This is a genomic window from Pseudomonas sp. GM25 (assembly GCF_000282255.1).
Taxonomy (GTDB): domain Bacteria; phylum Pseudomonadota; class Gammaproteobacteria; order Pseudomonadales; family Pseudomonadaceae; genus Aquipseudomonas; species Aquipseudomonas aphyarum.
In genome coordinates this window covers 18,834-40,814 of the sequence record NZ_AKJQ01000002.1, presented here as the reverse complement: position 1 = coordinate 40,814, position 21,981 = coordinate 18,834, and the positions used below count along the sequence as shown (strand labels likewise).

The 21,981-nt window shown below is 60.7% G+C and carries 20 protein-coding genes and 4 tRNA genes; 9 read left to right on the top strand and 15 right to left on the bottom strand.

Annotated features, from left to right (window positions below; all coding sequences use genetic code 11):
• Window positions 1–5: 5 nt before the first annotated feature.
• Window positions 6–1,142 (top strand): catalase family protein, encoded by a 1,137-nt coding sequence (locus PMI24_RS00220; protein ID WP_086788443.1) that lies wholly within the window; start codon window positions 6–8, stop codon window positions 1,140–1,142.
• A gap of 145 nt (window positions 1,143–1,287) precedes the next feature.
• Here PMI24_RS00220 and PMI24_RS00215 read toward each other — a convergent pair.
• The 4 genes from PMI24_RS00215 to PMI24_RS00200 all read right to left on the bottom strand — a co-directional run bounded on the left by PMI24_RS00215 (window position 1,288) and on the right by PMI24_RS00200 (window position 1,822).
• A tRNA-Asp gene (locus PMI24_RS00215) sits at window positions 1,288–1,364 on the bottom strand.
• 19 nt (window positions 1,365–1,383) lie between these two features.
• A tRNA-Val gene (locus PMI24_RS00210) sits at window positions 1,384–1,459 on the bottom strand.
• Between the two features lie 191 nt (window positions 1,460–1,650).
• A tRNA-Asp gene (locus PMI24_RS00205) sits at window positions 1,651–1,727 on the bottom strand.
• A gap of 19 nt (window positions 1,728–1,746) precedes the next feature.
• Window positions 1,747–1,822, bottom strand: a tRNA-Val gene (locus PMI24_RS00200).
• 159 nt (window positions 1,823–1,981) lie between these two features.
• On the opposite strand from PMI24_RS00200, the gene rdgC reads away from it, so the two are divergent.
• The 3 genes from rdgC to sugE all read left to right on the top strand — a co-directional run bounded on the left by rdgC (window position 1,982) and on the right by sugE (window position 4,375).
• On the top strand, window positions 1,982–2,902 hold the full coding sequence (gene rdgC / locus PMI24_RS00195; RefSeq protein WP_007950430.1) for a recombination-associated protein RdgC: 921 nt from the start codon (window positions 1,982–1,984) through the stop codon (window positions 2,900–2,902).
• Window positions 2,903–2,976: 74 nt separating this feature from the next.
• Window positions 2,977–3,942 carry a bile acid:sodium symporter family protein gene (locus tag PMI24_RS00190; protein ID WP_007950429.1) on the top strand — a complete coding sequence of 322 codons (966 nt, stop codon included), beginning with the start codon at window positions 2,977–2,979 and terminating at the stop codon, window positions 3,940–3,942.
• Between the two features lie 118 nt (window positions 3,943–4,060).
• Window positions 4,061–4,375: a quaternary ammonium compound efflux SMR transporter SugE gene (sugE, locus tag PMI24_RS00185; protein WP_007950428.1), complete on the top strand. Its 315-nt coding sequence runs from the start codon at window positions 4,061–4,063 to the stop codon at window positions 4,373–4,375.
• 42 nt (window positions 4,376–4,417) lie between these two features.
• Here the strand turns inward: sugE and PMI24_RS00180 are convergent, their stop codons facing one another.
• The 4 genes from PMI24_RS00180 to PMI24_RS00165 all read right to left on the bottom strand — a co-directional run bounded on the left by PMI24_RS00180 (window position 4,418) and on the right by PMI24_RS00165 (window position 9,212).
• On the bottom strand, window positions 4,418–6,292 hold the full coding sequence (locus tag PMI24_RS00180) for an MFS transporter (RefSeq protein WP_007950427.1): 1,875 nt from the start codon (window positions 6,290–6,292) through the stop codon (window positions 4,418–4,420).
• 110 nt (window positions 6,293–6,402) lie between these two features.
• The gene (locus tag PMI24_RS00175; protein WP_007950426.1) at window positions 6,403–7,554 is read right to left on the bottom strand and encodes a TDT family transporter; all 1,152 of its coding nucleotides are present in this window, start codon (window positions 7,552–7,554) and stop codon (window positions 6,403–6,405) included.
• 105 nt (window positions 7,555–7,659) lie between these two features.
• Window positions 7,660–7,971 (bottom strand): cupin domain-containing protein, encoded by a 312-nt coding sequence (locus PMI24_RS00170; RefSeq protein ID WP_007950425.1) that lies wholly within the window; start codon window positions 7,969–7,971, stop codon window positions 7,660–7,662.
• A 53-nt stretch (window positions 7,972–8,024) separates the two neighbouring features.
• Window positions 8,025–9,212 carry an MFS transporter gene (locus tag PMI24_RS00165; RefSeq protein WP_007950424.1) on the bottom strand — a complete coding sequence of 396 codons (1,188 nt, stop codon included), beginning with the start codon at window positions 9,210–9,212 and terminating at the stop codon, window positions 8,025–8,027.
• A 91-nt stretch (window positions 9,213–9,303) separates the two neighbouring features.
• On the opposite strand from PMI24_RS00165, the gene PMI24_RS00160 reads away from it, so the two are divergent.
• Both PMI24_RS00160 and PMI24_RS00155 read left to right on the top strand, forming a co-directional pair.
• Window positions 9,304–9,846: a TetR/AcrR family transcriptional regulator gene (locus PMI24_RS00160; protein WP_007950423.1), complete on the top strand. Its 543-nt coding sequence runs from the start codon at window positions 9,304–9,306 to the stop codon at window positions 9,844–9,846.
• Window positions 9,847–9,980: 134 nt separating this feature from the next.
• Window positions 9,981–13,451: a hybrid sensor histidine kinase/response regulator gene (locus PMI24_RS00155; RefSeq protein WP_007950422.1), complete on the top strand. Its 3,471-nt coding sequence runs from the start codon at window positions 9,981–9,983 to the stop codon at window positions 13,449–13,451.
• Between the two features lie 23 nt (window positions 13,452–13,474).
• On the opposite strand, the gene rmuC is transcribed toward PMI24_RS00155, so the two are convergent.
• Together rmuC and PMI24_RS00145 are read right to left on the bottom strand one after the other, a co-directional pair.
• On the bottom strand, window positions 13,475–14,839 hold the full coding sequence (rmuC, locus tag PMI24_RS00150) for a DNA recombination protein RmuC (RefSeq protein WP_162831780.1): 1,365 nt from the start codon (window positions 14,837–14,839) through the stop codon (window positions 13,475–13,477).
• 175 nt (window positions 14,840–15,014) lie between these two features.
• On the bottom strand, window positions 15,015–15,338 hold the full coding sequence (locus PMI24_RS00145) for a hypothetical protein (protein WP_081493545.1): 324 nt from the start codon (window positions 15,336–15,338) through the stop codon (window positions 15,015–15,017).
• A gap of 952 nt (window positions 15,339–16,290) precedes the next feature.
• Here PMI24_RS00145 and PMI24_RS00140 point away from each other — a divergent pair.
• The 3 genes from PMI24_RS00140 to PMI24_RS00130 all read left to right on the top strand — a co-directional run bounded on the left by PMI24_RS00140 (window position 16,291) and on the right by PMI24_RS00130 (window position 18,692).
• Complete coding sequence (locus PMI24_RS00140; RefSeq protein WP_007950419.1) at window positions 16,291–16,515, top strand: hypothetical protein; 225 nt, start codon at window positions 16,291–16,293, stop codon at window positions 16,513–16,515.
• Window positions 16,516–16,791: 276 nt separating this feature from the next.
• Complete coding sequence (locus PMI24_RS00135; protein ID WP_007950418.1) at window positions 16,792–17,274, top strand: hypothetical protein; 483 nt, start codon at window positions 16,792–16,794, stop codon at window positions 17,272–17,274.
• A 146-nt stretch (window positions 17,275–17,420) separates the two neighbouring features.
• Window positions 17,421–18,692, top strand: coding sequence for an OmpP1/FadL family transporter (locus tag PMI24_RS00130; protein WP_007950417.1), 1,272 nt, complete (start codon window positions 17,421–17,423; stop codon window positions 18,690–18,692).
• Window positions 18,693–18,789: 97 nt separating this feature from the next.
• On the opposite strand, the gene PMI24_RS00125 is transcribed toward PMI24_RS00130, so the two are convergent.
• Genes PMI24_RS00125 through PMI24_RS00110 form a run of 5 tightly spaced genes read right to left on the bottom strand, consistent with a single transcriptional unit; the run spans window position 18,790 to window position 21,980 of the window.
• Window positions 18,790–19,350 (bottom strand): glutathione peroxidase, encoded by a 561-nt coding sequence (locus PMI24_RS00125; protein WP_007950416.1) that lies wholly within the window; start codon window positions 19,348–19,350, stop codon window positions 18,790–18,792.
• Between the two features lie 55 nt (window positions 19,351–19,405).
• Entirely contained in the window at window positions 19,406–19,528 is a 123-nt protein-coding gene (locus PMI24_RS29585; protein ID WP_007950415.1) for a hypothetical protein, read from the bottom strand.
• Window positions 19,525–20,733, bottom strand: a complete 1,209-nt coding sequence (locus PMI24_RS00120; protein WP_007950414.1) for an MFS transporter — start codon at window positions 20,731–20,733, stop codon at window positions 19,525–19,527. The genes PMI24_RS29585 and PMI24_RS00120 overlap by 4 nt, the downstream gene beginning before the upstream one ends.
• A gap of 54 nt (window positions 20,734–20,787) precedes the next feature.
• Window positions 20,788–21,192, bottom strand: coding sequence for a MarR family winged helix-turn-helix transcriptional regulator (locus PMI24_RS00115; protein ID WP_007950413.1), 405 nt, complete (start codon window positions 21,190–21,192; stop codon window positions 20,788–20,790).
• A gap of 56 nt (window positions 21,193–21,248) precedes the next feature.
• Window positions 21,249–21,980, bottom strand: a complete 732-nt coding sequence (locus tag PMI24_RS00110) for an adenosylcobinamide-GDP ribazoletransferase (RefSeq protein ID WP_007950412.1) — start codon at window positions 21,978–21,980, stop codon at window positions 21,249–21,251.
• Window position 21,981: the final 1 nt, after the last annotated feature.

Genomic DNA, 21,981 nt, shown 5'->3' with positions numbered 1-21,981 from the left:
CTTCGATGCTGGCGCGTTTCTGGCTCTGGCTGGGACGGTTACTGGGCAAAACCCTGCTGATCCTGCTGGTGATCGGTCTGATCGGCTGGGCCCTGACCACCGCGTGGTTCGCCTGGCACCACCGTGGCCCGGTGTCGGCGCTGGAGCAGATTCCGGACGGCGAAGCCGCCATGACCCAAGACGTGATCCAGACCGCCGTGCGCATCGTCGATCAGCACCGCGAAAGCACCCGCTACCTGCGCGATGCCCATGCCAAGGCCCATGGCTGTGTGAAGGCCGATGTGCAGGTGTTGCCGGATCTGGCTCAGGAGTTGCGCCAGGGCGTCTTCAGCGAACCGGGCAAGCTCTGGAAAGCGACGATGCGCCTGTCCAACGGCAACGCCTATCCGCAATTCGACAGCATCCGCGACGCCCGAGGCATGGCGCTCAAATTGCTCGATGTGCCGGGCAAGCAGTTGCTGGGTGATCGTCAGGGGCTGCACGAGCAGGATTTCGTGATGTTCAGTCACCCGAACTTCTTTGTCAGCGATGTCGCCGAGTATCGTCAAAATGTGGCGGCGCAGGCTGACGGCAAGAAGGTCATGGCGTTTTTTCCGGGGTGGGATCCGCGCAGCTGGCAGATCCGGCATCTGTTCATTGCACTGGCGACCCTATCGCCACCGCCAGAAAGCCCGACCCGCACGACATACTTCTCGGTATCGCCCTACAAGTTCGGCGAGGCCAATGCCAAGTTCCGGGTAATGCCGGATCCGGAGCACTGCCCCGCTTACACCTTGCCGAAACAGAACCAGGATCTGCCGAACTTCCTGCGCAGCGCGCTGAATCAACAGCTGTCGACCGATCGGATTCCGGCGTGTTTCGTGTTGCAAATCCAGCGACAGGACGCGAACAAGTACATGCCGATCGAAGACACCAGCATCGAATGGCGCGAACAGGACAGCCCCTTCCAGACAGTGGCGAGGATCACCCTGCCCCCGCAGGACTTCGACACCCCGGCGCTGAACCTGCAATGCGACAACCTTTCCTTCAATCCCTGGTTCGGCATCGATGCCCATCGCCCGATTGGCGGGATCAACCGCCTGCGCAAGGCGGTGTATGAAGCGGTCAGCGATTACCGCCACAGCCGCAACTCGGCGCAATAGCAGAGCCAAAAACGAAAAAAGCGACCGTTAAAGGTCGCTTTCTCATGTTCTGGCCCGGCAAAAGCCAATCGCCAGACAGCAAAAAGCCCGCACAAGGCGGGCTTTCTGTGGTGACCTGGCGTTCAGTGTTCCAGATTACCTAATATGGCGCAGCGGACGGGACTCGAACCCGCGACCCCCGGCGTGACAGGCCGGTATTCTAACCGACTGAACTACCGCTGCGCGAAACGCTTGAAACGAGTGGTGGGTGATGACGGGATCGAACCGCCGACATTCTGCTTGTAAGGCAGACGCTCTCCCAGCTGAGCTAATCACCCTTCGCTTCGTTACGGGGCGCATTATGCCACAGATTTTCGTAATGTGTTGATTTAATTGAAGTTTTTTTTCAAATAAATCCGAAAACCGGTGAAACGACACATCCCGCATGTACAACTCGAGGCAGAAAAAAACCCGCCTTGGCGGGTTCTTCCGTGGTGACCTGGCGTTCAGTGTTCCAGGTTACCGAATATGGCGCAGCGGACGGGACTCGAACCCGCGACCCCCGGCGTGACAGGCCGGTATTCTAACCGACTGAACTACCGCTGCGCTAAACACTTGAAACGAATGGTGGGTGATGACGGGATCGAACCGCCGACATTCTGCTTGTAAGGCAGACGCTCTCCCAGCTGAGCTAATCACCCTTCGCTTCGGTGTGGCGCGCATTCTACGGAGCGACCCAACCTCTGGCAAGCACTTTTTTAATTAATTTTCTTAGCCCTTCCAAAGGCTTAGAGAAGGGTTGGCCTATGACCCGGCGAAGACAATAATGCCCCCCTTTGTATAAAGGAGAGACTCACCCCATGTGGTTCAAAAACCTGCTTATCTATCGCCTGACCCAAGACCTGCCTGTCGATGCCGAGGCGCTGGAAACTGCACTGGCCACCAAACTGGCGCGTCCATGTGCAAGCCAGGAGTTGACCACCTACGGTTTCGTCGCGCCGTTCGGCAAAGGCGAAGATGCTCCACTGGTGCACGTCAGCGGTGACTTCCTGCTGATCTCCGCCCGTAAAGAAGAACGCATCCTGCCGGGCAGCGTCGTGCGCGATGCGGTCAAGGAAAAGGTCGAAGAGATCGAAGCCGAGCAGATGCGCAAGGTCTATAAGAAGGAGCGCGATCAGATCAAGGATGAAATCATCCAGGCCTTCCTGCCGCGTGCGTTTATTCGCCGCTCGTCGACCTTCGCCGCCATCGCGCCGAAACAGGGTCTGATCCTGGTCAACTCGGCCAGCCCGAAACGCGCCGAAGACCTGCTCTCCACCCTGCGTGAAGTGATCGGCACCCTGCCGGTTCGTCCGCTGACCGTGAAAACCGCGCCGACCGCCGTGATGACCGAGTGGGTCACCACCCAGCAAGCCGCCCCGGACTTCTTCGTCCTGGACGAGTGCGAACTGCGCGACACCCACGAAGACGGCGGCATCGTGCGTTGCAAGCGTCAGGACCTGACCAGCGAAGAAATCCAGCTGCACCTGAGCACCGGCAAGGTGGTGACTCAACTATCGCTGGCCTGGCAGGACAAACTGTCGTTCATGCTCGACGACAAGATGACCGTCAAGCGCCTGAAATTCGAAGATCTGCTGCAGGATCAGGCGGAACAGGACGGCGGCGACGAAGCCCTCGGCCAACTGGACGCCAGCTTCACCCTGATGATGCTGACGTTTGGCGACTTCCTGCCGGCGCTGGTTGAAGCACTGGGCGGCGAAGAGACTCCGCAGGGCATCTAAGCCTCTGCGCAGTCTTTGGGTTATCTTCAAACGCCACCGCTTCGGTGGCGTTTTCACATAATAAGGAACAGGCCATGCGCGCACTGGCTGCACTGAGTCGTTTTGTCGGCAACACCTTCGCTTACTGGGTTCTGATTTTCGCGGTGATCGCGTTCCTGCAACCGGCATGGTTTCTCGGCCTCAAAGGCGCGATCGTGCCACTGCTCGGGCTGGTGATGTTCGGCATGGGCCTGACCCTCAAACTCGATGACTTCGCCGCCGTTGCCCGCCATCCGTGGCGTGTGGCGCTGGGCGTGGTCGCACATTTCGTGATCATGCCGGGGATGGCATGGTTGCTGTGCCAGATCTTTCATCTGCCGCCGGAAATCGCCGTCGGCGTGATTCTGGTCGGTTGCTGCCCGAGCGGCACGTCATCGAACGTCATGACCTGGCTGGCCCGTGGCGACCTGGCGCTGTCGGTGGCCATCGCCGCCGTCACCACCCTCCTCGCCCCGCTGCTGACCCCCGCGCTGATCTGGCTGTTGGCTTCGGCGTGGTTGCCGGTTTCGTTCATGGAGTTGTTCTGGTCGATCCTGCAAGTGGTGCTGCTGCCAATCGTCCTCGGCGTGGTCGCGCAACGTGTGCTCGGTGACAAGGTCCGCCACGCGGTGGAAGTGTTGCCGCTAGTGTCAGTGGTCAGCATCGTGATCATCGTCGCTGCCGTGGTTGCCGCCAGCCAGGCGAAAATCGCCGAATCCGGCCTGCTGATCATGGCCGTGGTGATGTTGCACAACAGCTTCGGTTATCTGCTGGGCTATTTCACCGGGCGCCTGTTCGGCCTGCCGCTGCCTCAGCGCAAGTCCCTGGCACTGGAAGTCGGCATGCAGAACTCGGGGTTGGGGGCTGCGCTGGCCAGTGCACACTTCTCGCCGCTGGCGGCAGTGCCGAGCGCGTTGTTCAGTGTGTGGCACAACATTTCCGGGGCGCTGCTTTCGACGTACTTCCGGCGGATGAGCGAAAAAGAAGACCGTGAGACGTTGGCGCAACAGGCGGCCGACTGATCCCGGATCAAGGCGCGGCGCACAATTTTAGGTAGTATGTGCGCCACGCGGGGACGACCCTGCGGCTCAATCGAGTTTTCAATCTGGGGACGGCCCCGTCAATCGATGGAGGTCTTTCATGTCCTGGATCATTCTGTTTTTCGCCGGTCTGTTCGAAGTCGGCTGGGCCGTCGGCCTGAAATACACTGATGGTTTCACCCGTCCGTTTCCGACCGTTCTGACCGTTGCCGCCATGGCGGTCAGCTTGGGCTTGCTGGGTCTGGCGATGAAGGAATTGCCGCTGGGCACGGCCTATGCGATCTGGACTGGCGTCGGCGCCGTGGGCACGGTGATTGCCGGGATCATCCTGTTTGGCGAATCGATGGCGTTGATTCGCCTGGCCAGTGTGGCGTTGATCGTCACCGGATTGATCGGGCTCAAGGTCAGCGCCTGAGCCGTTGCCGCCATCCGTCAGGGATGGCGGCTTTCCAACCAACTACCTGACAGTCCCGCGCAACTCCCCCACCAACGCCTGCAACTGCGCTGGCTGCGCCGCTTCAACGGCAACCGGCGAACCCGCCACCAGCGTCACCCGCGACCACAACCGGTGAAAGAAACCTTTATCGGGATCGCGACTGAAGAAACTCCCCCACAACCCCTGCAACGCCAGCGGAATCACCGGTACTGGCGTCTCCTCGAGAATCCGCGTCAGCCCGCCCTTGAACTCGTTGATCTCACCGTCGGCAGTCAATTTGCCTTCCGGGAAGATGCACACCAGCTCACCGTCCTTCAGATACTGGGCAATCCGGGTGAAGGCCTTTTCGTAGATCTGAATGTCTTCCTGGCGTCCGGCGATAGGAATCGTCCCCGCCGTGCGGAAGATAAAGTTCAGCACCGGCAGGTTGTAGATCTTGTAGTACATGACAAAGCGAATCGGCCGACGCACCGCGCCGCCGATCAGCAAGGCATCGACGAACGACACGTGGTTGCACACCAGCAACGCCGCGCCCTCATCGGGAATCGCCTCAAGGTTGCGATGCTCGACGCGGTACATGGAATGGCTGAGCAGCCAGATCATGAAACGCATGCTGAACTCGGGGACGATCTTGAAGATGTAGGCGTTGACGCCGATGTTCAGCAGCGACACCACCAGGAACAGCTGTGGAATCGACAGCTTGACCACGCTCAGCAACACGATGGTGACAATCGCCGAAATCACCATGAACAGCGCGTTGAGAATGTTGTTGGCGGCAATCACCCGCGCCCGTTCGTTCTCGGCGGTGCGCGACTGGATCAATGCGTACAGCGGCACGATGTAGAAACCGCCGAAGACCCCGAGGCCCAGCACATCAAGCAACACCGCCCAGGCATGGCCAAAACCGAGCACTTCGGTCCAGCTGTGGCCGACGGCGCTTTCTGGAATTCCACCGGAATGCCACCACAGCAACAGCCCGAAAACGGTCAGGCCGAACGAGCCAAACGGCACCAGGCCGATCTCGACTTTGCGCCCGGAAAGTTTCTCGCACAGCATCGAACCCAGCGCGATACCGACCGAAAACACGGTAAGGATCAGGGTGACCACGGTTTCGTCGCCGTGCATCCACTCCTTGGCGTAGGCCGGGATCTGCGTCAGATAAATCGCCCCGACGAACCAGAACCACGAGTTGCCGACAATCGAGCGCGACACCGCAGGCGTCTGCCCCAGGCCGAGTTTCAAGGTCGCCCACGACTGACTGAAAATGTTCCAGTTCAGGCGCATTTCCGGGGTCGCCGCCGCGGCGCGGGGAATGCTACGACTGGCCAGATACCCCAGCACGGCGATGCCGACAATCGCGGCGGACACCACCGGCGCGTAATTGGCCGACGACATCATCACCCCGGCGCCGATGGTCCCGGCCAGGATCGCCAGGAACGTGCCCATTTCCACCAGCCCGTTACCGCCGACCAATTCGTCTTCCCGCAATGCCTGCGGCAGGATCGAATATTTCACCGGCCCGAACAGCGCCGAGTGCGTGCCCATGGCGAACAGCGCCACCAGCATCAGCGACAGGTGATCGAACAGGAAGCCGACGGATCCCACGGCCATGATGGCGATTTCTGCCAGCTTGATCAGACGGATCAACGCGTCCTTGGCGAATTTTTCCCCGAACTGTCCGGCCAATGCCGAAAACAGGAAGAACGGCAGAATAAACAGCAGCGCGCACAGGTTGACCCAGATCGAGCGGTCACCTTCGATGGTCAGCCGATAGAGAATGGCGAGGATCAGCGACTGCTTGAACACGTTGTCGTTGAACGCGCCCAGCGACTGGGTGATGAAAAACGGCAGGAAGCGCCGGGTGCGCAGCAGGTTGAACTGTGAGGGGTGACTCATCTTCCGTGTGACCCTGTTGTTTTTGGAAAGAGAAGGTAGCGAGTGGCCTGGCTACGCTTATAAGAATCTCGAACCGCGATCCAGGCCACACATTACCTAATCTTTGCAGGTTATTTCTTCAAACCTGCAATGCACGGTGAAACAAACAGCTCGCCGCGCCACGCACCTTGCAGCGTGCGTTTACCGACAATCAGCCACATCACCGCCAGCAACGTCACCAGTACACAACCGGCCACACTGAAGAACGTCAGGTGCAACGTGCTGCCCAGTTTCAGGGTTGCCAGCGAATACACGCCCAGCGGAAAGGTGAAGCCCCACCAGCCAAGGTTGAACGGAATGCCGTCACGCAGGTAACGCAAAGTGATCAGCAGCGCCATCAACATCCACCACAGACCGAAGCCCCACAGTGTGATCCCGGCTACCAGCCCCAGGCCCGAAGCCATTTCGCCGATGCCTGGCAGACCGTTGGCCGCGAAGATCGCCGGGGCATCGCCGCCCAGCAGCAACATGCCCAAGGCGCCGGTGCCGATCGGTCCCAGGGCCAGCCAGCTCGACGCCGCCATATTTTCATGGGGCAGTTTGTGCAAGGCCATGCGCAGCAAGAGGATGGTCAGAATGCTGAACGCCACCGGCAGAGAAAAGGCCCAGAGCACGTAACTGGTCACCAGCACCACCAGTTGCGAGTGGGTATCGGCCAGATGCGGCGCGAGAAGTCCGCCGCTGGCCGCGGCCACTTCTGCCGCCACCACGGGCAGCAGCCAGACGGCGGTCATTTGATCGATGCTGTGTTCCTGACGGGTAAACATCATGTAGGGAATCAGCACACCGCAGGCCAGCGACATCGCCACGTCCAGCCACCACAACACTTCGGCCAGTTGAATGACCCCGTCGCCCCAGCGCGGCAGACCGAACAGCAGAAAGCCGTTGATGATGGTCGCCAGGCCCATGGGAATGGTGCCGAAGAACATCGAAACCGTGGAATGCCCGAAGATCCGCCGAGCTTCGTCGAAGAACAGAATCCAGCGCGCGGCGTAGGCAGCGGTAAACAGCACGAACAACAGAATGTTGAACAGCCACAGCCCTTCGGCCACGGCGTGCAGGCCGGGAATGGACACCGGCAATTGCGCCAGGGCCAAGGCCAGCACACCGGTGCCCATAGTGGCGGCGAACCAGTTCGGGGTGAATTGGCGAATCACTTCACGCGGGTGCTGAAGCTGGCTGAATGGCTTGATGCCGGGTTTGGCGCTGTTGGGGCAAATCATCATGAACTCCTGTCCTCAGGTGAGGTTGAGTCCATGGTAGAACCGAATCGAATATCTATATAACGGGTAATATCTCTAACTGTTATCTGTTTTGCAGATATGAAGTCAAACACTGCCTTCGGTTTCGATCACCAGAATCCGCGCTGCGCCCTGAGGATGAGCGACGTGTTCGGTGCCAATGGAGGCGTAGAAGATGTCGCCAACATCAAGCAGGACCTGCTTCTCCTCACCTGCTTCGCGATAGTGCATGAGCACCTGACCGTCGAGCACCACAAACACTTCTTCCCCGTCATTGACGTGCCATTTGTAGGGCTTATCAGTCCAGTGCAGGCGCGTGGTGATGCCGTTCATGTTGGCGATGTCGAGCGCGCCCCAGGCGCGCTCGGCAGTGAAGGTCTTGCTGCGGATAATCTTCATGCGTCGATCCGTGAGAAGAAGGGGCTGGCCAAGGCTAACTGAATCCAGAGTTGTTATGGAGCGCTGCAGGTCTTCGCCGCTTGCGCCCGGAAACTCATCAGCAGCGCACCGACCGCCAGCACGATCAGCACCGCGCCATACACATCGGTGGTGACCAGCAGGCCCACGCTGTGGGTGAAGTGCCCGGCCAGCAACGCCGGCAGGCAGAACGCGAGGTAACTCAGCACATAAAACGCCGACATCAACCCGGCGCGCTCATGAGGCAATGCCAGCGGCACCAGGCTGCGCACTGCACCGAGAAAACCGGAGCCAAAGCCACAACCGGCCACCAGCGTGCCAAAGAAGAACAGCGACAGACTGGCACTGTGCACGCCCAACAGAATCAACACGATACCGGCCGGGAGCAGGCTCGCCCCAAGTTGCAGCGCCCGAGAAGCGGGACGATTGCGCAACGTGAAGATCATCAATGCACCGGTCACGGTCAACGCCGCCACGGTGGCGCCGCCGATCAGGTTGGAGGTGGAGCCGGTGGCCGTGCGCACCAGCGACGGTGCCAGCGAGGCATAAAAACCGCCGAGCGCCCAGGTTGAGGTATTCAGCGGCAACACTCGCCACAGCGTCGAACGCGCCTGAACCGGCACATGCAGGGTCGGCCGCAACGAGGCCCATGCCCCGGCCTGCGGCGAGACGCTTTCCGGCAGGCGCCAGACATAAATCCCCTGCAACACAAACAGCGCGAGCAGCAACCAATAGGTCAGTTGCAAAGGCGCCGGGGCGAACTCGGCCAGCAAGCCGCAGCCCATGCCGCCCAACGCCATGCCCAGCAAAGGAGCAACGCTGTTGATCAACGGCCCCTGCTGGCGATCAGTGTCCAGCAGCGTCGCGCTCAACACCGCGGTGGCCATGCCGGTGGCGAAGCCTTGCAGCACTCGCGCGCCGATCAGCCAGCCCACGCTGTCGGCGTAGATAAACAGCAGCATCGCCAGCGCATTGAGCGTCACGGCGGTGAAGATCACCGGTTTGCGTCCCAGATGATCCGACAGCGACCCGACCGTCAGCAACGCGGCCAGCAGACTAAGGGCGTAGACGCCGAAAATCAGGGTCAGTACCGCTGCCGAAAAATGCAGCTGATCCTGATACAGGTGATACAACGGCGTCGGCGCAGTGGAAGCGGCGAGAAAACTCAGTAAGGTAATCGCCAGAAACCACAGGCTGGAACGGTGGGAAGCAAGGCTGGTCATGGGCACACTCCGCAAAAGCTAATTTTTTGCTTTTGCGGAGTGTGCTCTCGGCTTGCGCTTAAAGCAAATTCTTTGTGTTAAGGTCTGCCGCATGGCTATTAAAGAAGGTTTACGCCCCGGCGGTCGCAGTGCCCGGGTGCAAGAGTCGATTCACTCGGCAGTCCGCGCGCTTCTGCAAGAACAGGAGCGCTCGACGGTGACCGTCCCGCAAATCGCGGCGCGCGCGGGCGTGACGCCGTCGACGATTTACCGGCGCTGGGGAGATCTGGCGGCCTTGCTCGCGGACGTCGCCCTCGCCCGCATGCGGCCCGACAGCGAGCCGGCTGAAACCGGCAGCCTGCGCAGCGATATCCGCGCGTGGGCGGAACAATATCTCGACGAAATGAGCTCGGAACCCGGTCGCAACATGATGCGCGACGTACAGGCGAGTGCGACGCCGGGCTATTGCGTGACGATCATCGGCGCGCAATTGCAGACCATCATCGAGCGCCACCCTGAGGAACCGGCGCCGACCGTGGATCGGCTGATCAATCTGGTGGTGTCCCCGGTGGTGTTCCGCATTCTGTTTTCGGCAGCACCGCTGGAAGTCGAAGAACTGCACCGCTTGATCGACATCGCGCTCAAACCGGACTGACCACAGAACTGCCCGGTTCTGTTCCTGCGACACCCCGCCGCGCCACGACCTTGGTCGACACTGACTAACCGCCGCGCCCGTGCGAGACTGTCTGACCGGGCGCGAGTCCGGTCGTTTTCTGTCGGGAGTGTTCCATGTCGTTGTCCACCGGGCTGATCGCCGCCGTCGCCCTGGCCTATATGGCCATCATGTTCGCCATCGCCTTCTACGGCGACCGTCGCAGCACACCGCTGCCGCCGCGGGTGCGCGCCTGGGTGTACAGCCTGTCGTTGGCGGTCTACTGCACCAGCTGGACGTTCTTTGGCGCGGTCGGCCAGGCCGCCGAACAACTGTGGTCGTTCCTGCCGATCTACCTGGGGCCGATCCTGTTGCTGCTCGGTGCGCCGTGGGTGCTGCAGAAAATGGTGATGATCAGCAAACAGGAGAACATCACCTCCATCGCCGACTTCATCGCCGCCCGTTATGGCAAATCCCAATCGCTGGCGGTGGTGGTTGCGTTGATCTGTCTGGTCGGCGTTCTCCCTTATATAGCCTTGCAACTCAAAGGCATTGTCCTCGGCGTAAACCTGCTGATCGGTGCCGGCGCCGACGCCATGGGCACCCGCGCCCAGGACACCGCGCTGATTGTGTCGCTGGTGCTGGCGCTGTTCACCATCGTTTTCGGTACGCGCAACCTCGATGCCACCGAACACCACCGGGGCATGGTGCTGGCGATTGCCTTTGAATCGCTGGTCAAACTGTTCGCCTTTCTCGCCGTCGGCGCCTTCGTCACCTACGGGCTGTATGACGGCTTCGACGACCTGTTCAATCAGGCGATGCTCGCCCCGCGCCTTGAGGAATACTGGAAAGAAACCATCAACTGGCCGTCAATGGTCGTGCAGACCGGCGTGGCGATGATGGCGATCATCTGCCTGCCCCGGCAGTTCCACGTAACGGTGGTCGAGAACATCGACCCGCAGGATCTGCGTCTGGCCAAATGGGTGTTCCCGGCCTACCTCGCACTGGCCGCGTTGTTTGTAGTTCCGATCGCCCTGGCCGGTCAGATGATGCTGCCCAGCTCGGTCATCCCCGACTCCTTTGTTATCAGCCTGCCATTGGCCCAGGCCCATCCGGCACTCGCGATGCTGGCGTTTATCGGCGGCGCCTCGGCGGCCACCGGCATGGTGATCGTGGCGAGTGTGGCGCTGTCGACCATGGTCTCCAACGACATGCTGTTGCCGTGGCTGCTGCGCCGCAACAACGCCGAGCGCCCGTTCGAAGTGTTCCGTCAGTGGATGCTCTCGGTGCGCCGGGTCAGCATCGTGGTGATTCTGTTGCTGGCTTACGTCAGCTACCGCTTGCTCGGCTCGACCGCGAGCCTGGCGACCATCGGCCAGATCGCTTTCGCGGCGGTCACTCAACTGGCCCCGGCGATGCTCGGCGCACTGTACTGGAAACAGGCCAACCGCCGCGGCGTGTTCGCCGGTCTCGCCGCCGGCACGTTCCTGTGGTTCTACACCCTGATCCTGCCGATCGCTGCGCGCAGCCTCGGCTGGTCGCTGGACAGTTTCCCCGGCCTCGCCTGGCTGCACAGCAATCCGCTGAACTTGCCGATCACCCCGCTGACACAAGGCGTAGTGCTGTCGCTGGCGGGCAACTTCACCCTGTTCGCCTGGGTCTCGGTGCTGTCGCGCACCCGGGTGTCGGAGCACTGGCAGGCCGGACGTTTTATCGGACAGGAAATCAGCGCACGGCCGAGCGCGCGCTCGATGCTGGCGGTGCAGATCGACGATTTGCTGCAACTGGCGGCACGCTTTGTCGGTGAAGAACGCGCGCGCCAGAGCTTCATCCGCTTCGCCTACCGCCAGGGCAAAGGCTTCAACCCGAACCAGAACGCTGACGGCGAATGGATCGCCCACACCGAGCGATTGCTGGCGGGTGTCCTTGGCGCCTCTTCGACGCGAGCTGTAGTAAAAGCAGCCATCGAAGGTCGGGAAATGCAGCTGGAGGACGTGGTCCGGATCGCCGACGAAGCCTCGGAAGTGCTGCAGTTCAACCGCGCGTTGCTGCAAGGCGCCATCGAAAACATTACCCAAGGCATCAGCGTGGTCGACCAGTCCTTGAAACTGGTGGCCTGGAACCGTCGCTATCTGGAGCTGTTCAACTATCCGGACGGCTTGATCAGCGTTGGCCGACCGATTGCCGACATCATTCGCCACAACGCCGAACGTGGTTTGTGCGGCCCCGGCGAAGCGGAAGTTCACGTCGCCCGGCGCCTGCACTGGATGCGTCAGGGGCGCGCCCACACTTCCGAGCGACTGTTCCCCAACGGCCGGGTGATCGAACTGATCGGCAACCCGATGCCCGGCGGCGGTTTCGTCATGAGCTTCACCGACATCACCGCGTTCCGCGAAGCCGAGCAGGCTTTGACCGAGGCCAACGAAGGGCTGGAGCAACGGGTCAGCGAACGGACTCAGGAACTGTCGCAACTCAACGTCGCGCTGACCGAAGCCAAGGGCAATGCCGAGGCGGCCAACCAGTCCAAGACCCGCTTCCTCGCTGCCGTCAGCCACGACTTGATGCAGCCTCTGAATGCCGCGCGACTGTTCTCCGCCGCCCTCTCCCATCAGGACGACGGCCTGAGCGGCGAAGCGCAGAAACTGGTGCAACACCTCGACAGTTCGCTGCGTTCAGCAGAAGACCTGATCAGCGACCTGCTGGACATTTCCCGCCTGGAAAACGGCAAGATCAACCCGGATCGCAAGCCGTTCGTGGTCAATGAGCTGTTCGATATTCTCGGCGCGGAATTCAAGGCGCTGGCCCAGGAACAGGGGTTGAGTTTCCGGGTACGCGGAAGTCAGTTGCGCATCGACAGCGACATCAAGTTGCTGCGGCGCATTCTGCAGAACTTCCTCACCAACGCGTTCCGCTACGCAAAAGGCCCGGTGCTGCTGGGCGTGCGTCGGCGAAAAGGTGAAATCTGTCTGGAAGTGTGGGATCGCGGGCCGGGGATTCCGGAGGACAAACAGCAAGTGATTTTCGAGGAATTCAAACGCCTCGACAGCCACCAGACCCGCGCCGAAAAAGGTCTGGGCCTGGGCCTGGCGATCGCCGATGGCCTGTGCCGCGTGCTCGGTCATACCTTGCGCGTGCGTTCATGGCCGGGGCGCGGCAGCGTGTTCAGTGTCCGCGTGCCGTTGGCCAAAGCGCAGACCGTGCAGGCGCCGGCGGCGGTGGAAATCAATGGCAAATTGCACAGCGGTGCGCAGGTGCTGTGCATCGACAACGAAGACAGCATTCTGATCGGCATGAACAGCCTGCTCACACGCTGGGGCTGCCAGGTCTGGACCGCGCGCAACCGCGAAGAATGCGCGGCGCTGCTCGACGACGGCGTGCGCCCACAATTAGCCTTGGTCGACTATCACCTCGATCACGGCGAAACCGGCACCGATCTGATGGCCTGGTTGCGCACAAGACTGGGCGAGCCGGTGCCGGGCGTAGTGATCAGCGCCGACGGGCATCCGGAAACGGTGGCGCAGGTGCACGCGGCGGGACTGGATTACCTGGCCAAGCCGGTGAAACCGGCGGCGTTGCGGGCGTTGTTGAGTCGGTATCTACCTCTATAAGAGCGCCGCTCTGACAGAGCGGCTTATTCAGGCAGTTCGACCAGACCGTCGGCGTCAGTCATTGCGCGTTCCAGCAGATCCGCCGGCAGGCTTTTGCTGGCTCGCGCGCCCAACAACTTGAGCTGCTCGCTGCGGCTGACCAGGTTGCCGCGCCCTTCCGTCAGCTTGTTTCGCGCTGCACTGTAGGCTTTGTCCAGTTGCTGCAAGCGATTGCCGACTTCGTCCAGATCCTGAATGAACAACACGAACTTGTCGTACAGCCAGCCAGCGCGCTCGGCGATTTCCCGGGCGTTCTGGCTCTGGCGCTCCTGCTTCCACAGGCTGTCGATGACTCGCAGTGTCGCCAGCAAGGTGGTCGGGCTGACGATTACGATGTTGCGGTCGAAGGCTTCCTGAAACAGCGTCGGCTCGGCCTGCAACGCGGCTGAAAACGCTGCTTCGATGGGCACGAACAGCAAGACGAAATCGAGGCTGTGCAAACCTTCCAGACGCTTGTAATCCTTGCCGGCCAGGCCTTTGACGTGGCTACGCAGGGACAGCACGTGCTGCTTCATGGCGATCTGGCCGATGGCCTCGTCGTCCGCCGCGACGTATTGCTGATACGCGGTGAGGCTGACCTTGGAGTCGACCACCACCTGCTTGTCGCCCGGCAGGTAAATGATCACGTCCGGCTGGAAACGCTCGCCGTCCGGGCCCTTGAGATTGACCTGGGTCTGGTACTCGCGGCCCTTCTCCAGCCCGGCGTGTTCAAGCACGCGCTCGAGAATCAGTTCACCCCAGTTGCCTTGGGTTTTCTGGCCCTTCAAGGCGCGGGTCAGGTTGGTCGCTTCGTCGCTGAGGCGCAGGTTCAGTTGTTGCAGACGCTCCAGTTCCTTGGCCAGCGAGAAGCGCTCGCGGGCTTCGGCCTGATAGCTTTCCTCGACGCGTTTTTCGAACGACTGGATGCGTTCTTTCAAAGGATCAAGCAACTGACCGAGGCGTTGCTGGCTGGTTTCGGCGAAGCGTTGTTCGCGCTCATCGAAGATTTTGCCGGCCAGTTCGGCGAACTGGGCGCGCAACTCGTCGCGGGAACCTTGCAGGTCATCCAGCCGTTGTTGATGGCTTTCCTGTTGCTCGCGCAATTCGGCGTTCAACGAGGCCGCCTGGGCGTCCAGGCGCCGCAATTCTGCTTCCTTGTTGGCGCGTTCGAGGTTCCAGGCATGGGCGGCGTCACGGGCGTCATCGCGCTCGATCTGCAACAGCTCGACTTCCCGGCGCACGGCCGCGAGATCCGCTTGTTTGGCGGCATTGGCCTGGCCGAGGTCGGCGATTTCATCGCGGCAGGCTTCAAGTTGAGCAGTGAGGCCGTCCTGGGCCAGTTGCGCCATGGCCAGTCGCTCTTCGAGCAACGCGACTTCAGACTGGTTCTGACTGGCCCGGCGTTGCAGTTGCCAGGCCAGTGCCAGCAGCGGCACGGCCGCGCCTGCCAGCCCCAGCAGGATGCTGGTCAAGTCCATCGCCATAGTGATTCCCGCCGATCCGATAAAGCCTGAAGGTTAACCAAGGCGCCAGGTCTTGGACAGCTCAGTCTTCGATCAGGCCGAGTTCCTGTTGCGCACGGCGGTCACCGGCGCGGGCGGCCTGGCGCAGCAGGTCCTGGCCGATACGGCGATCCCGGGCATTGCCGCACTCGCGGCACATCAACTGACCGAGACGACTTTGCGCGGCGACCACCCCTTCCCGGGCCGGTTGCTTGAGCAGGCGGCCGGCGAGGTGCTTGGCATTCTGGCTGTCGCCCAGGCGCGGGCTGTCGAGCAGCCATTCGGCCACGCGCACGGAAAATCGCTTGGGAGCGGTAACACGAGGGGGTTGGGAGGTAACAGATTCTGGAGCTGAACGAAACTTCATAAAGCACTGTGGGACAGATCGGAAGGCGCGCCACTCTACTCTTTTTTTCGCACAGGTAAAGTCGAAAAAAACCCGGCACGCCCGTGCTAGAGCAAGCGCTCGGGACAATCCACAGAAGCTGTGGATAACTCAGTGGACAACCGTCCTCCAGTCGCCGCAAAGCCTTGTGGAATGGGGCTCGCAGTCAAACTGACGATTTTTTCACCAGTTAAAAAAAGCGATGTTTTTCATTGACTTAAACTTTCGATGCAGGCAGCCATCGGGGTCAGGATCGTTGTGACAGCGCCGTTACAGTCTGCGCAACTAATGTGCACAAGTACCTGTTACGCGGTTATATCGATGCGCCTTTTCGGGTCGTTTTGGCATTCGGGTTGGGGATAAGCCCCTGCGCCGAGCTTCAGCGCCGGTCATGTCGTGGCGACCGACGGTCACGATGTGAGCCAGATCGGGGCAGGTTCGGGGCCTGGGCAATCTCCCTGATTTTTTTTGATCAACGGGTTTGCCTTCCGGGGATCGTTCCGTTAGTATCCGCGGCGTTAGTACCAAGCTGAAAGTCAATTCCGGTCGAACACACCCCACGGTCAGCCTTCTCTCACAGAAGCCTCCACCGACAAAAGCGGGACCGACCCCTCGATGGTTTCCAGGTAAATCTTGCGACAACACAGCCTTTGAATCGAATGCAAAGGGTGTTGCGAAGACCACTTACTCTGACCGAACCAACCTGCAAATTGATCAGGATCTTCACCCCGGGCCCAGAACCTCTGCCCTCGATGTGTTGCCTGTCCTCCTAAGTACCTACCTGCCAGCCCAAGCGCGCCAACTTTTATAGCGCTCGAACTGGCTGCCTTGTTCCAGTCGGGTTCTTCGTTCGACCAATGGTGGTTGACGTTACTGGAACGTTTTAACGTTGCACGGTTCTTATCCGTGTCATTTGTAGGAACACCTAATAACTATGTCGACTCAAATCCAGACTCAGGATGCCATTCGCACCCTAACCAACGCTTTTGCTCCAATGAACTGCCTGATCATGGCCGCTCGCAAAGGCTGCTTCAGCTTCACCGTGGTCAATGAACACGGGATCGCCCGCCACAGCGAGCGTCTGTACCCCGATCAATACTCCAGCGCCGAACCGCTGCAGGCCGTGATTGATCGCACCCGTCAGGCATTGATCGCCTGAGAGGCCGAAATGGCTGCAAAAGCAAAAGCCCCGCTGAGAATGCGGGGCTTTTTATTGCCCGATGTTTCACTTCTGCTACTTTCTGCCTAATCACTAACCGATATAACGGTTATAACGCCTCGCCGGAAATATTTTAAAAACAGGCTTTTACGTCGCGAATATGACACTACACTTCAACTCAAGCGGCGTGATCCGCTTCCGGCGAGCCTGAGTCGATCCACAGCTGCCAAGCTCCCCTTCAGGTCTCGCCGCCCGATAACAAGATCCGAGGGTTTTATGGGTATCGCTGCCAGCGAACTGTGCCGTTATGTGATCCGTCCTACGCTGATCTACCTGGGACGCCACTGCGCAACTGCCGAATCCCTTCTGCTGGGCATTGCCGCCAGCCAGTCCGCCCTCGGTTCCGCCCTGCATGACCGCCGTGGCCACGGCCTGTACCGGATTGCCGAACACCGTCACCAGGCCCTCTGGGATCATTACCTGGCACTGGATCCGGAACGCGCCAGCCTGGTTCGCGGCCTCGCCAGCCAGCATGCTTTCCTCAGCGGCCCGCACCTCGAACTGACCGTCAACCTGCGTTACGCCACCGCCATCGCCTGGCTGCTGGTGGAAGAACAAAACCCCGTCCTCCCCGAGCCGGATGATCTGCTGGGTATGGCGCGCATCTGGCGTCAGACCTTCCAGCCTCAAGGTCGTCTGCGCGATTTCACCTGCGCCTGGCAAACCTGTGTTTCACCGCTGAATCAGGTCGCTTGCTGACCCACCGGTTTCGCAACATCGCCCAACGAGTAGCGAATCTGGTCGGATTGTCCTACAAAACCGCTCTAACTCAAGGCATACGGACTATAGCGCTGGGACGAAAATGTTGGTAATTTTCGCCCCGGTGATCACCAGGAGTTCTAATAATGAAAAAAGTCATGCTCAAAACCACCCTTAGCCTTGCCGTAACCGTGGCATCCACCCAGATCTTCGCAGCTGGCTTTGCCATCAACGAACACAGCATCAGCGGGATGGGGACTGGGTACGCCGGGCGATCTTCTTCTGCCGACGACGCAAGCACTGTTTATGGCAACCCTGCCGGCATGTCGCGCATCACGCGCGAACAAGTCACTGGCGGTGTTGCATTCCTCGACGCAAAAACCGATATCAGCGATGGCAGCTCCAGCCCGAACGGCGGCAGCAACAAAGGCGATATGGTGCCCTTCACCTCCGTACCTATGGGCTACTACGTCAAGCCGATCGACGAGCATTGGGCATTCGGCCTGGGTGTGTACGTACCCTTCGGCCTGATCACCGACTACGAAAACGGCTTTGCCGGTCGTTACTTCGGCAGCAAGTCCGAAGTCCAGGTCATCACCTTCCAGCCGACTGTCAGCTACAAGTTCAACGACGTGGTGTCGATCGGTTTCGGTCCGACCATCAACCGCATCGACGGTGCGCTGGAATCCAACCTGTCGATCACTCAGGCTGCGCCGGACGGCAAGGTCAAGATCAAGGGTGACGACACCGCACTGGGCTACAACATCGGCGTACTGGTACAGGCTACCGACACCACTCGCCTGGGTCTGACCTACCACTCGAAAGTCGACTACAAGCTCGAAGGCAACACCAAGGTCAACTACGGTGTGCTGGGCGCGATCGGCCTGGGTGCGAACCAGAAATACGATGCTTCGCTGAAGATCACCACGCCTGAATCCGTGGACCTCTCGGTCACTCAGGCGATCAACGATCGCTGGAACGTCTACGCCGGTACCACCTGGACCCGCTGGAGCCAGCTGGAAAAAATCACCGTCAAGAACTCCGGTGTACAGCCTCTGCTGGCTGGCCAGTTCGGCGAGATCACCGAAGAACAGAACTGGCATGACACCTGGGCTTACGCAATCGGTACGTCCTACCAGCTGAACAAGGAATGGGTACTGCGTACCGGTCTGACGTTCGACCAGTCGCCGACCAACAACGTCGACCGTTCGCCACGCATCCCGACCGGCGACCGGACCATCTTCAGCATCGGTGCCGGCTGGAGCCCGACTGAAGACCTGACCATCGACGTTGCCTACTCGTACCTGAAGGAAGAGAAGGTCAACATCCGCAACGAAAACGATCGTGGCCAGAGCTACAACTCGCAGTATGAAAACTCGGCAAACGGCTTCGGTGTCGGCGCAACCTACCGCTTCTGATGCTGTACGGCGAGGCTGAGCTCTTTACCATTTGAGGCCTCGCCCATTAAAAAGCCCCGCTCTCTTCACAGAGGCGGGGCTTTTTGATGGGCGTCGATCAGGGTTTCAGCGGCTGGGAGGCAATGGCTTTCTCGATGGCTGCGAGAAATTCCGGATCATCCGGTTTGGTCAGGCTGCAGAAATTGGCGATCACCTTGCCCTGGCGATCGATGACGTATTTGTAGAAATTCCACTTCGGTGCACTGCTCTGCTTGGCCAGCACCTGGAACAGATGGGTTGCATCATCACCCCGCACCTTTTGCGGCTCGGTCATGGTGAAGGTTACGCCGTAGTTGGCGTAGCAGACCTTGGCGGTCTCGGCGCTGTCCTTGGACTCCTGCTTGAAGTCATTGGAGGGCACGCCGAGCATTTCCAGGCCCTGGGCCTTGTAGCGCTGATTGAGCGCTTCGAGCCCCTCGAACTGCGGCGCGAAACCACAGAAGCTGGCCGTGTTGATGACCACCAGCGGTTTGTCGGCGTAGCGCTGACACAGGTCGATGGATTCCTTGGCCCGCAACTTGGGCAACGAGCCTTGCAACAGATCCGGACAGTCCGCGGCCTGGGCCAGTCCGGTCAACGCCATCAGCAACGCGGGAACAGCACACCAGCGCTTGAGCATGTCGGGCATCCTTGAGCAATCGTCAGACCCCGACGTTACTCGCCCTCCCGCCGGTCTAGCAAGCACCCATGCCCAACTGCATCAGCGCCAGCCCGCCCTGATGCCAGCCCCACCACACCAGCGCCAGCAACGCGGCGCCGAGTGCGGTGACGACGATCTGCGGCCAGAAACGGTTCATGCAGCGCTCGCACGCGGTTGCAGGCGCTCGACCGGGCGCTCGCGCACCGGCCAGTTCAGCGCGGCCGCCAGCAGACTCAAGAGAACCGCCACTTGCCAGATCAAGTCATAACTCCCGGTCCGGTCATACACCACCCCGCCCAGCCAGCCGCCGAGGAACGAACCCAACTGATGGAACAGGAACACGATACCGCCGAGCATGGACAGGTTTCGCACACCAAACAAGGTCGCCACCGTACCGTTGGTCAACGGCACCGTCGACAGCCACAGGAAGCCCATGGCCATGCCGAACAGATAGGCCGAAGTCGTCGTCACCGGCAGCCACAGGAACAGCACGATCACCACCGCCCGCAGCAGGTACAACCCGGTCAGCAGACGCGGTTTGGACATCCGCCCGCCGAGCCAACCGGCGGTGTAGGTGCCGAAGATGTTGAACAAACCGATCAACGCCAGCACCGTGGTGCCGACACTGGCGGGCAGATGCTGATCGACCAGATACGCCGGAAGGTGCACGCCGATGAACACCACCTGAAATCCGCAGACGAAAAAGCCGAACGCCAGCAGCCAGAACCCGGAGTGCGAGCAAGCCTCACGCAGGGCTTCGGACAGGGTTTGTTCGTGGCCAAGCACCGGCAGCGGTTTGTCCTTGAGCATGCTCACCAGCGGCACGATCAGCGCCACCAGCAGGCCCAGCACCAGCAACGCCGCCGACCAGCCGAGCCAGCCAATCAGCCCGAGGGTGCCCGGCAGCATGGCGAACTGGCCGAATGAACCGGCAGCACTGGCGATGCCCATGCCCATGCTGCGTTTCTCCGGCGGCACAGCGCGGCCGACCACGCCGAGGATGACCGAGAACGATGTGCCGGAAAGCCCGATGCCGATCAGCAGACCTGCGCTAAGGGACAGGCCCAGCGCCGTTTCCGAGAGGCCCATGAACACCAGGCCCAAGGCGTAAAGCACACCGCCGATCAGCACCACTTTCGCCGCGCCGAAGCGGTCAGCCAGTGCGCCGGTAAACGGTTGCGCCAAACCCCAGATCAAGTTCTGCAAGGCAATGGCAAAGGCGAACACCTCACGGCCCCAGCCGAACTGGGCGCTCATCGGCGACAGAAACAGCCCGAAGCCGTGCCGCACGCCCAACGACAACGCCAGAATCAGCGCACTCCCCAGCAACACCCAACCGCACGTACGCCACATCGAACTCATTGTTATTCTCCAGTCGCGGGTATATACCCGCTTAGATTCGGAAAAAACCGGCCCTCAGGCCAGTTCATCCAACAGCCGCAGCAAGGTTTCACGCTTCTCGGCACCCAGTCGGTCGATCAACCGCTGTTGCGCCGCTTCCCAGGCCGGCAAGGCTGCTGCCAGGCGTTGCGCACCGGTTTCGGTGAGCCGGACGATGCGGTTGCGCATGTCTTCGCCCTCGGCCAGCGCCACCAGCCCCTCGCCTTCCAGCACACGCAGATTGCGCCCGAGGGTGCTGCGATCCAGGCCCATCGCTTCGGCCAGTTCGGAAATGCTCGGCTGATCCAGCCGCTGCAGGTTGCACAGCAAAGAATACTGGGCAACGTTGATCCCGAAGCCGTCGAGAGCGCCGTCGTAATGCCTGCTGACGCCACGCGCGGCGCGTCGCAGGTTGGTGCACAAACACTGAGAAGGAAGCATGATGCGTGTATATACCCGCGACTGTGTTAAATCAAGTTACAGATCAAAGTTACTTATCAAAACAAGGCCAGCCCGACCAGCACTGACATCTCCAGCAATTCCAGCAGGGCACCGGCCGTATCACCGGTGGTTCCGCCCAGTCGCCGCACCATCAAATGCCGTAGCCAGATGAACACGACAACCGCCAGCAGCAACGCCACGATAGCATTGAACCCGGCGATCACCCCGCACGCCGCCGCACTCACCGCCAGCACCTGCCAACCCGTCTTGCGTGGCAGATGATCGGCCAGCGCCTGCCCCAATCCACCGGCCCGGACATAGGTTGTGGTAAGGAACAGTCCGAGCAGCGCCGCTCGCCCGATCAGCGGCACGATGATCAACGCCATACCCTGCTGTTGCTCGATCAAGGCCAGCAACGCGGCGAACTTGAGCAGCAACACCAGCACCAGCGTCACCACCGCGATCGGCCCGCTGCGCGGATCCTTCATGATCGTCAGCGTACGCTCGCGATCACCGAAACCGCCGAGCCACGCATCGGCGCTGTCCGCCAGGCCATCGAGGTGCAACGCGCCGCTGAGCAGCACCCACACCGTCAGCAACAGCGCCGCGTGCAACAGCAATGGTGCGCCCGCCAGCGCAACGTTCAGCGCCCAGAGAATCACACCGAACAGCAAGCCCACCAGCGGATAAAACAGCAACGAGCGCCCGAGCTGTTCAGGCGCCGGCATGCCCGGCAGACGAATCGGCAGGCTGCTGAGAAATTGCAGGGCGATCCACAGGGGCAGCATG

What these genes read in the sequence shown, in the direction of transcription:
- PMI24_RS00220 (WP_086788443.1), top strand. Translation starts at nt 6, where the DNA reads ATGCTGGCGCGTTTCTGGCTCTGGCTGGGACGGTTACTGGGCAAAACC.
- rdgC (WP_007950430.1), top strand. Translation starts at nt 1,982, where the DNA reads ATGTGGTTCAAAAACCTGCTTATCTATCGCCTGACCCAAGACCTGCCT.
- PMI24_RS00190 (WP_007950429.1), top strand. Translation starts at nt 2,977, where the DNA reads ATGCGCGCACTGGCTGCACTGAGTCGTTTTGTCGGCAACACCTTCGCT.
- sugE (WP_007950428.1), top strand. Translation starts at nt 4,061, where the DNA reads ATGTCCTGGATCATTCTGTTTTTCGCCGGTCTGTTCGAAGTCGGCTGG.
- PMI24_RS00180 (WP_007950427.1), bottom strand. Translation starts at nt 6,292, where the DNA reads ATGAGTCACCCCTCACAGTTCAACCTGCTGCGCACCCGGCGCTTCCTG.
- PMI24_RS00175 (WP_007950426.1), bottom strand. Translation starts at nt 7,554, where the DNA reads ATGATTTGCCCCAACAGCGCCAAACCCGGCATCAAGCCATTCAGCCAG.
- PMI24_RS00170 (WP_007950425.1), bottom strand. Translation starts at nt 7,971, where the DNA reads ATGAAGATTATCCGCAGCAAGACCTTCACTGCCGAGCGCGCCTGGGGC.
- PMI24_RS00165 (WP_007950424.1), bottom strand. Translation starts at nt 9,212, where the DNA reads ATGACCAGCCTTGCTTCCCACCGTTCCAGCCTGTGGTTTCTGGCGATT.
- PMI24_RS00160 (WP_007950423.1), top strand. Translation starts at nt 9,304, where the DNA reads ATGGCTATTAAAGAAGGTTTACGCCCCGGCGGTCGCAGTGCCCGGGTG.
- PMI24_RS00155 (WP_007950422.1), top strand. Translation starts at nt 9,981, where the DNA reads ATGTCGTTGTCCACCGGGCTGATCGCCGCCGTCGCCCTGGCCTATATG.
- PMI24_RS00145 (WP_081493545.1), bottom strand. Translation starts at nt 15,338, where the DNA reads ATGAAGTTTCGTTCAGCTCCAGAATCTGTTACCTCCCAACCCCCTCGT.
- PMI24_RS00140 (WP_007950419.1), top strand. Translation starts at nt 16,291, where the DNA reads ATGTCGACTCAAATCCAGACTCAGGATGCCATTCGCACCCTAACCAAC.
- PMI24_RS00135 (WP_007950418.1), top strand. Translation starts at nt 16,792, where the DNA reads ATGGGTATCGCTGCCAGCGAACTGTGCCGTTATGTGATCCGTCCTACG.
- PMI24_RS00130 (WP_007950417.1), top strand. Translation starts at nt 17,421, where the DNA reads ATGAAAAAAGTCATGCTCAAAACCACCCTTAGCCTTGCCGTAACCGTG.
- PMI24_RS00125 (WP_007950416.1), bottom strand. Translation starts at nt 19,350, where the DNA reads ATGCTCAAGCGCTGGTGTGCTGTTCCCGCGTTGCTGATGGCGTTGACC.
- PMI24_RS29585 (WP_007950415.1), bottom strand. Translation starts at nt 19,528, where the DNA reads ATGAACCGTTTCTGGCCGCAGATCGTCGTCACCGCACTCGGCGCCGCG.
- PMI24_RS00120 (WP_007950414.1), bottom strand. Translation starts at nt 20,733, where the DNA reads ATGAGTTCGATGTGGCGTACGTGCGGTTGGGTGTTGCTGGGGAGTGCG.
- PMI24_RS00115 (WP_007950413.1), bottom strand. Translation starts at nt 21,192, where the DNA reads ATGCTTCCTTCTCAGTGTTTGTGCACCAACCTGCGACGCGCCGCGCGT.
- PMI24_RS00110 (WP_007950412.1), bottom strand. Translation starts at nt 21,980, where the DNA reads ATGCTGCCCCTGTGGATCGCCCTGCAATTTCTCAGCAGCCTGCCGATT.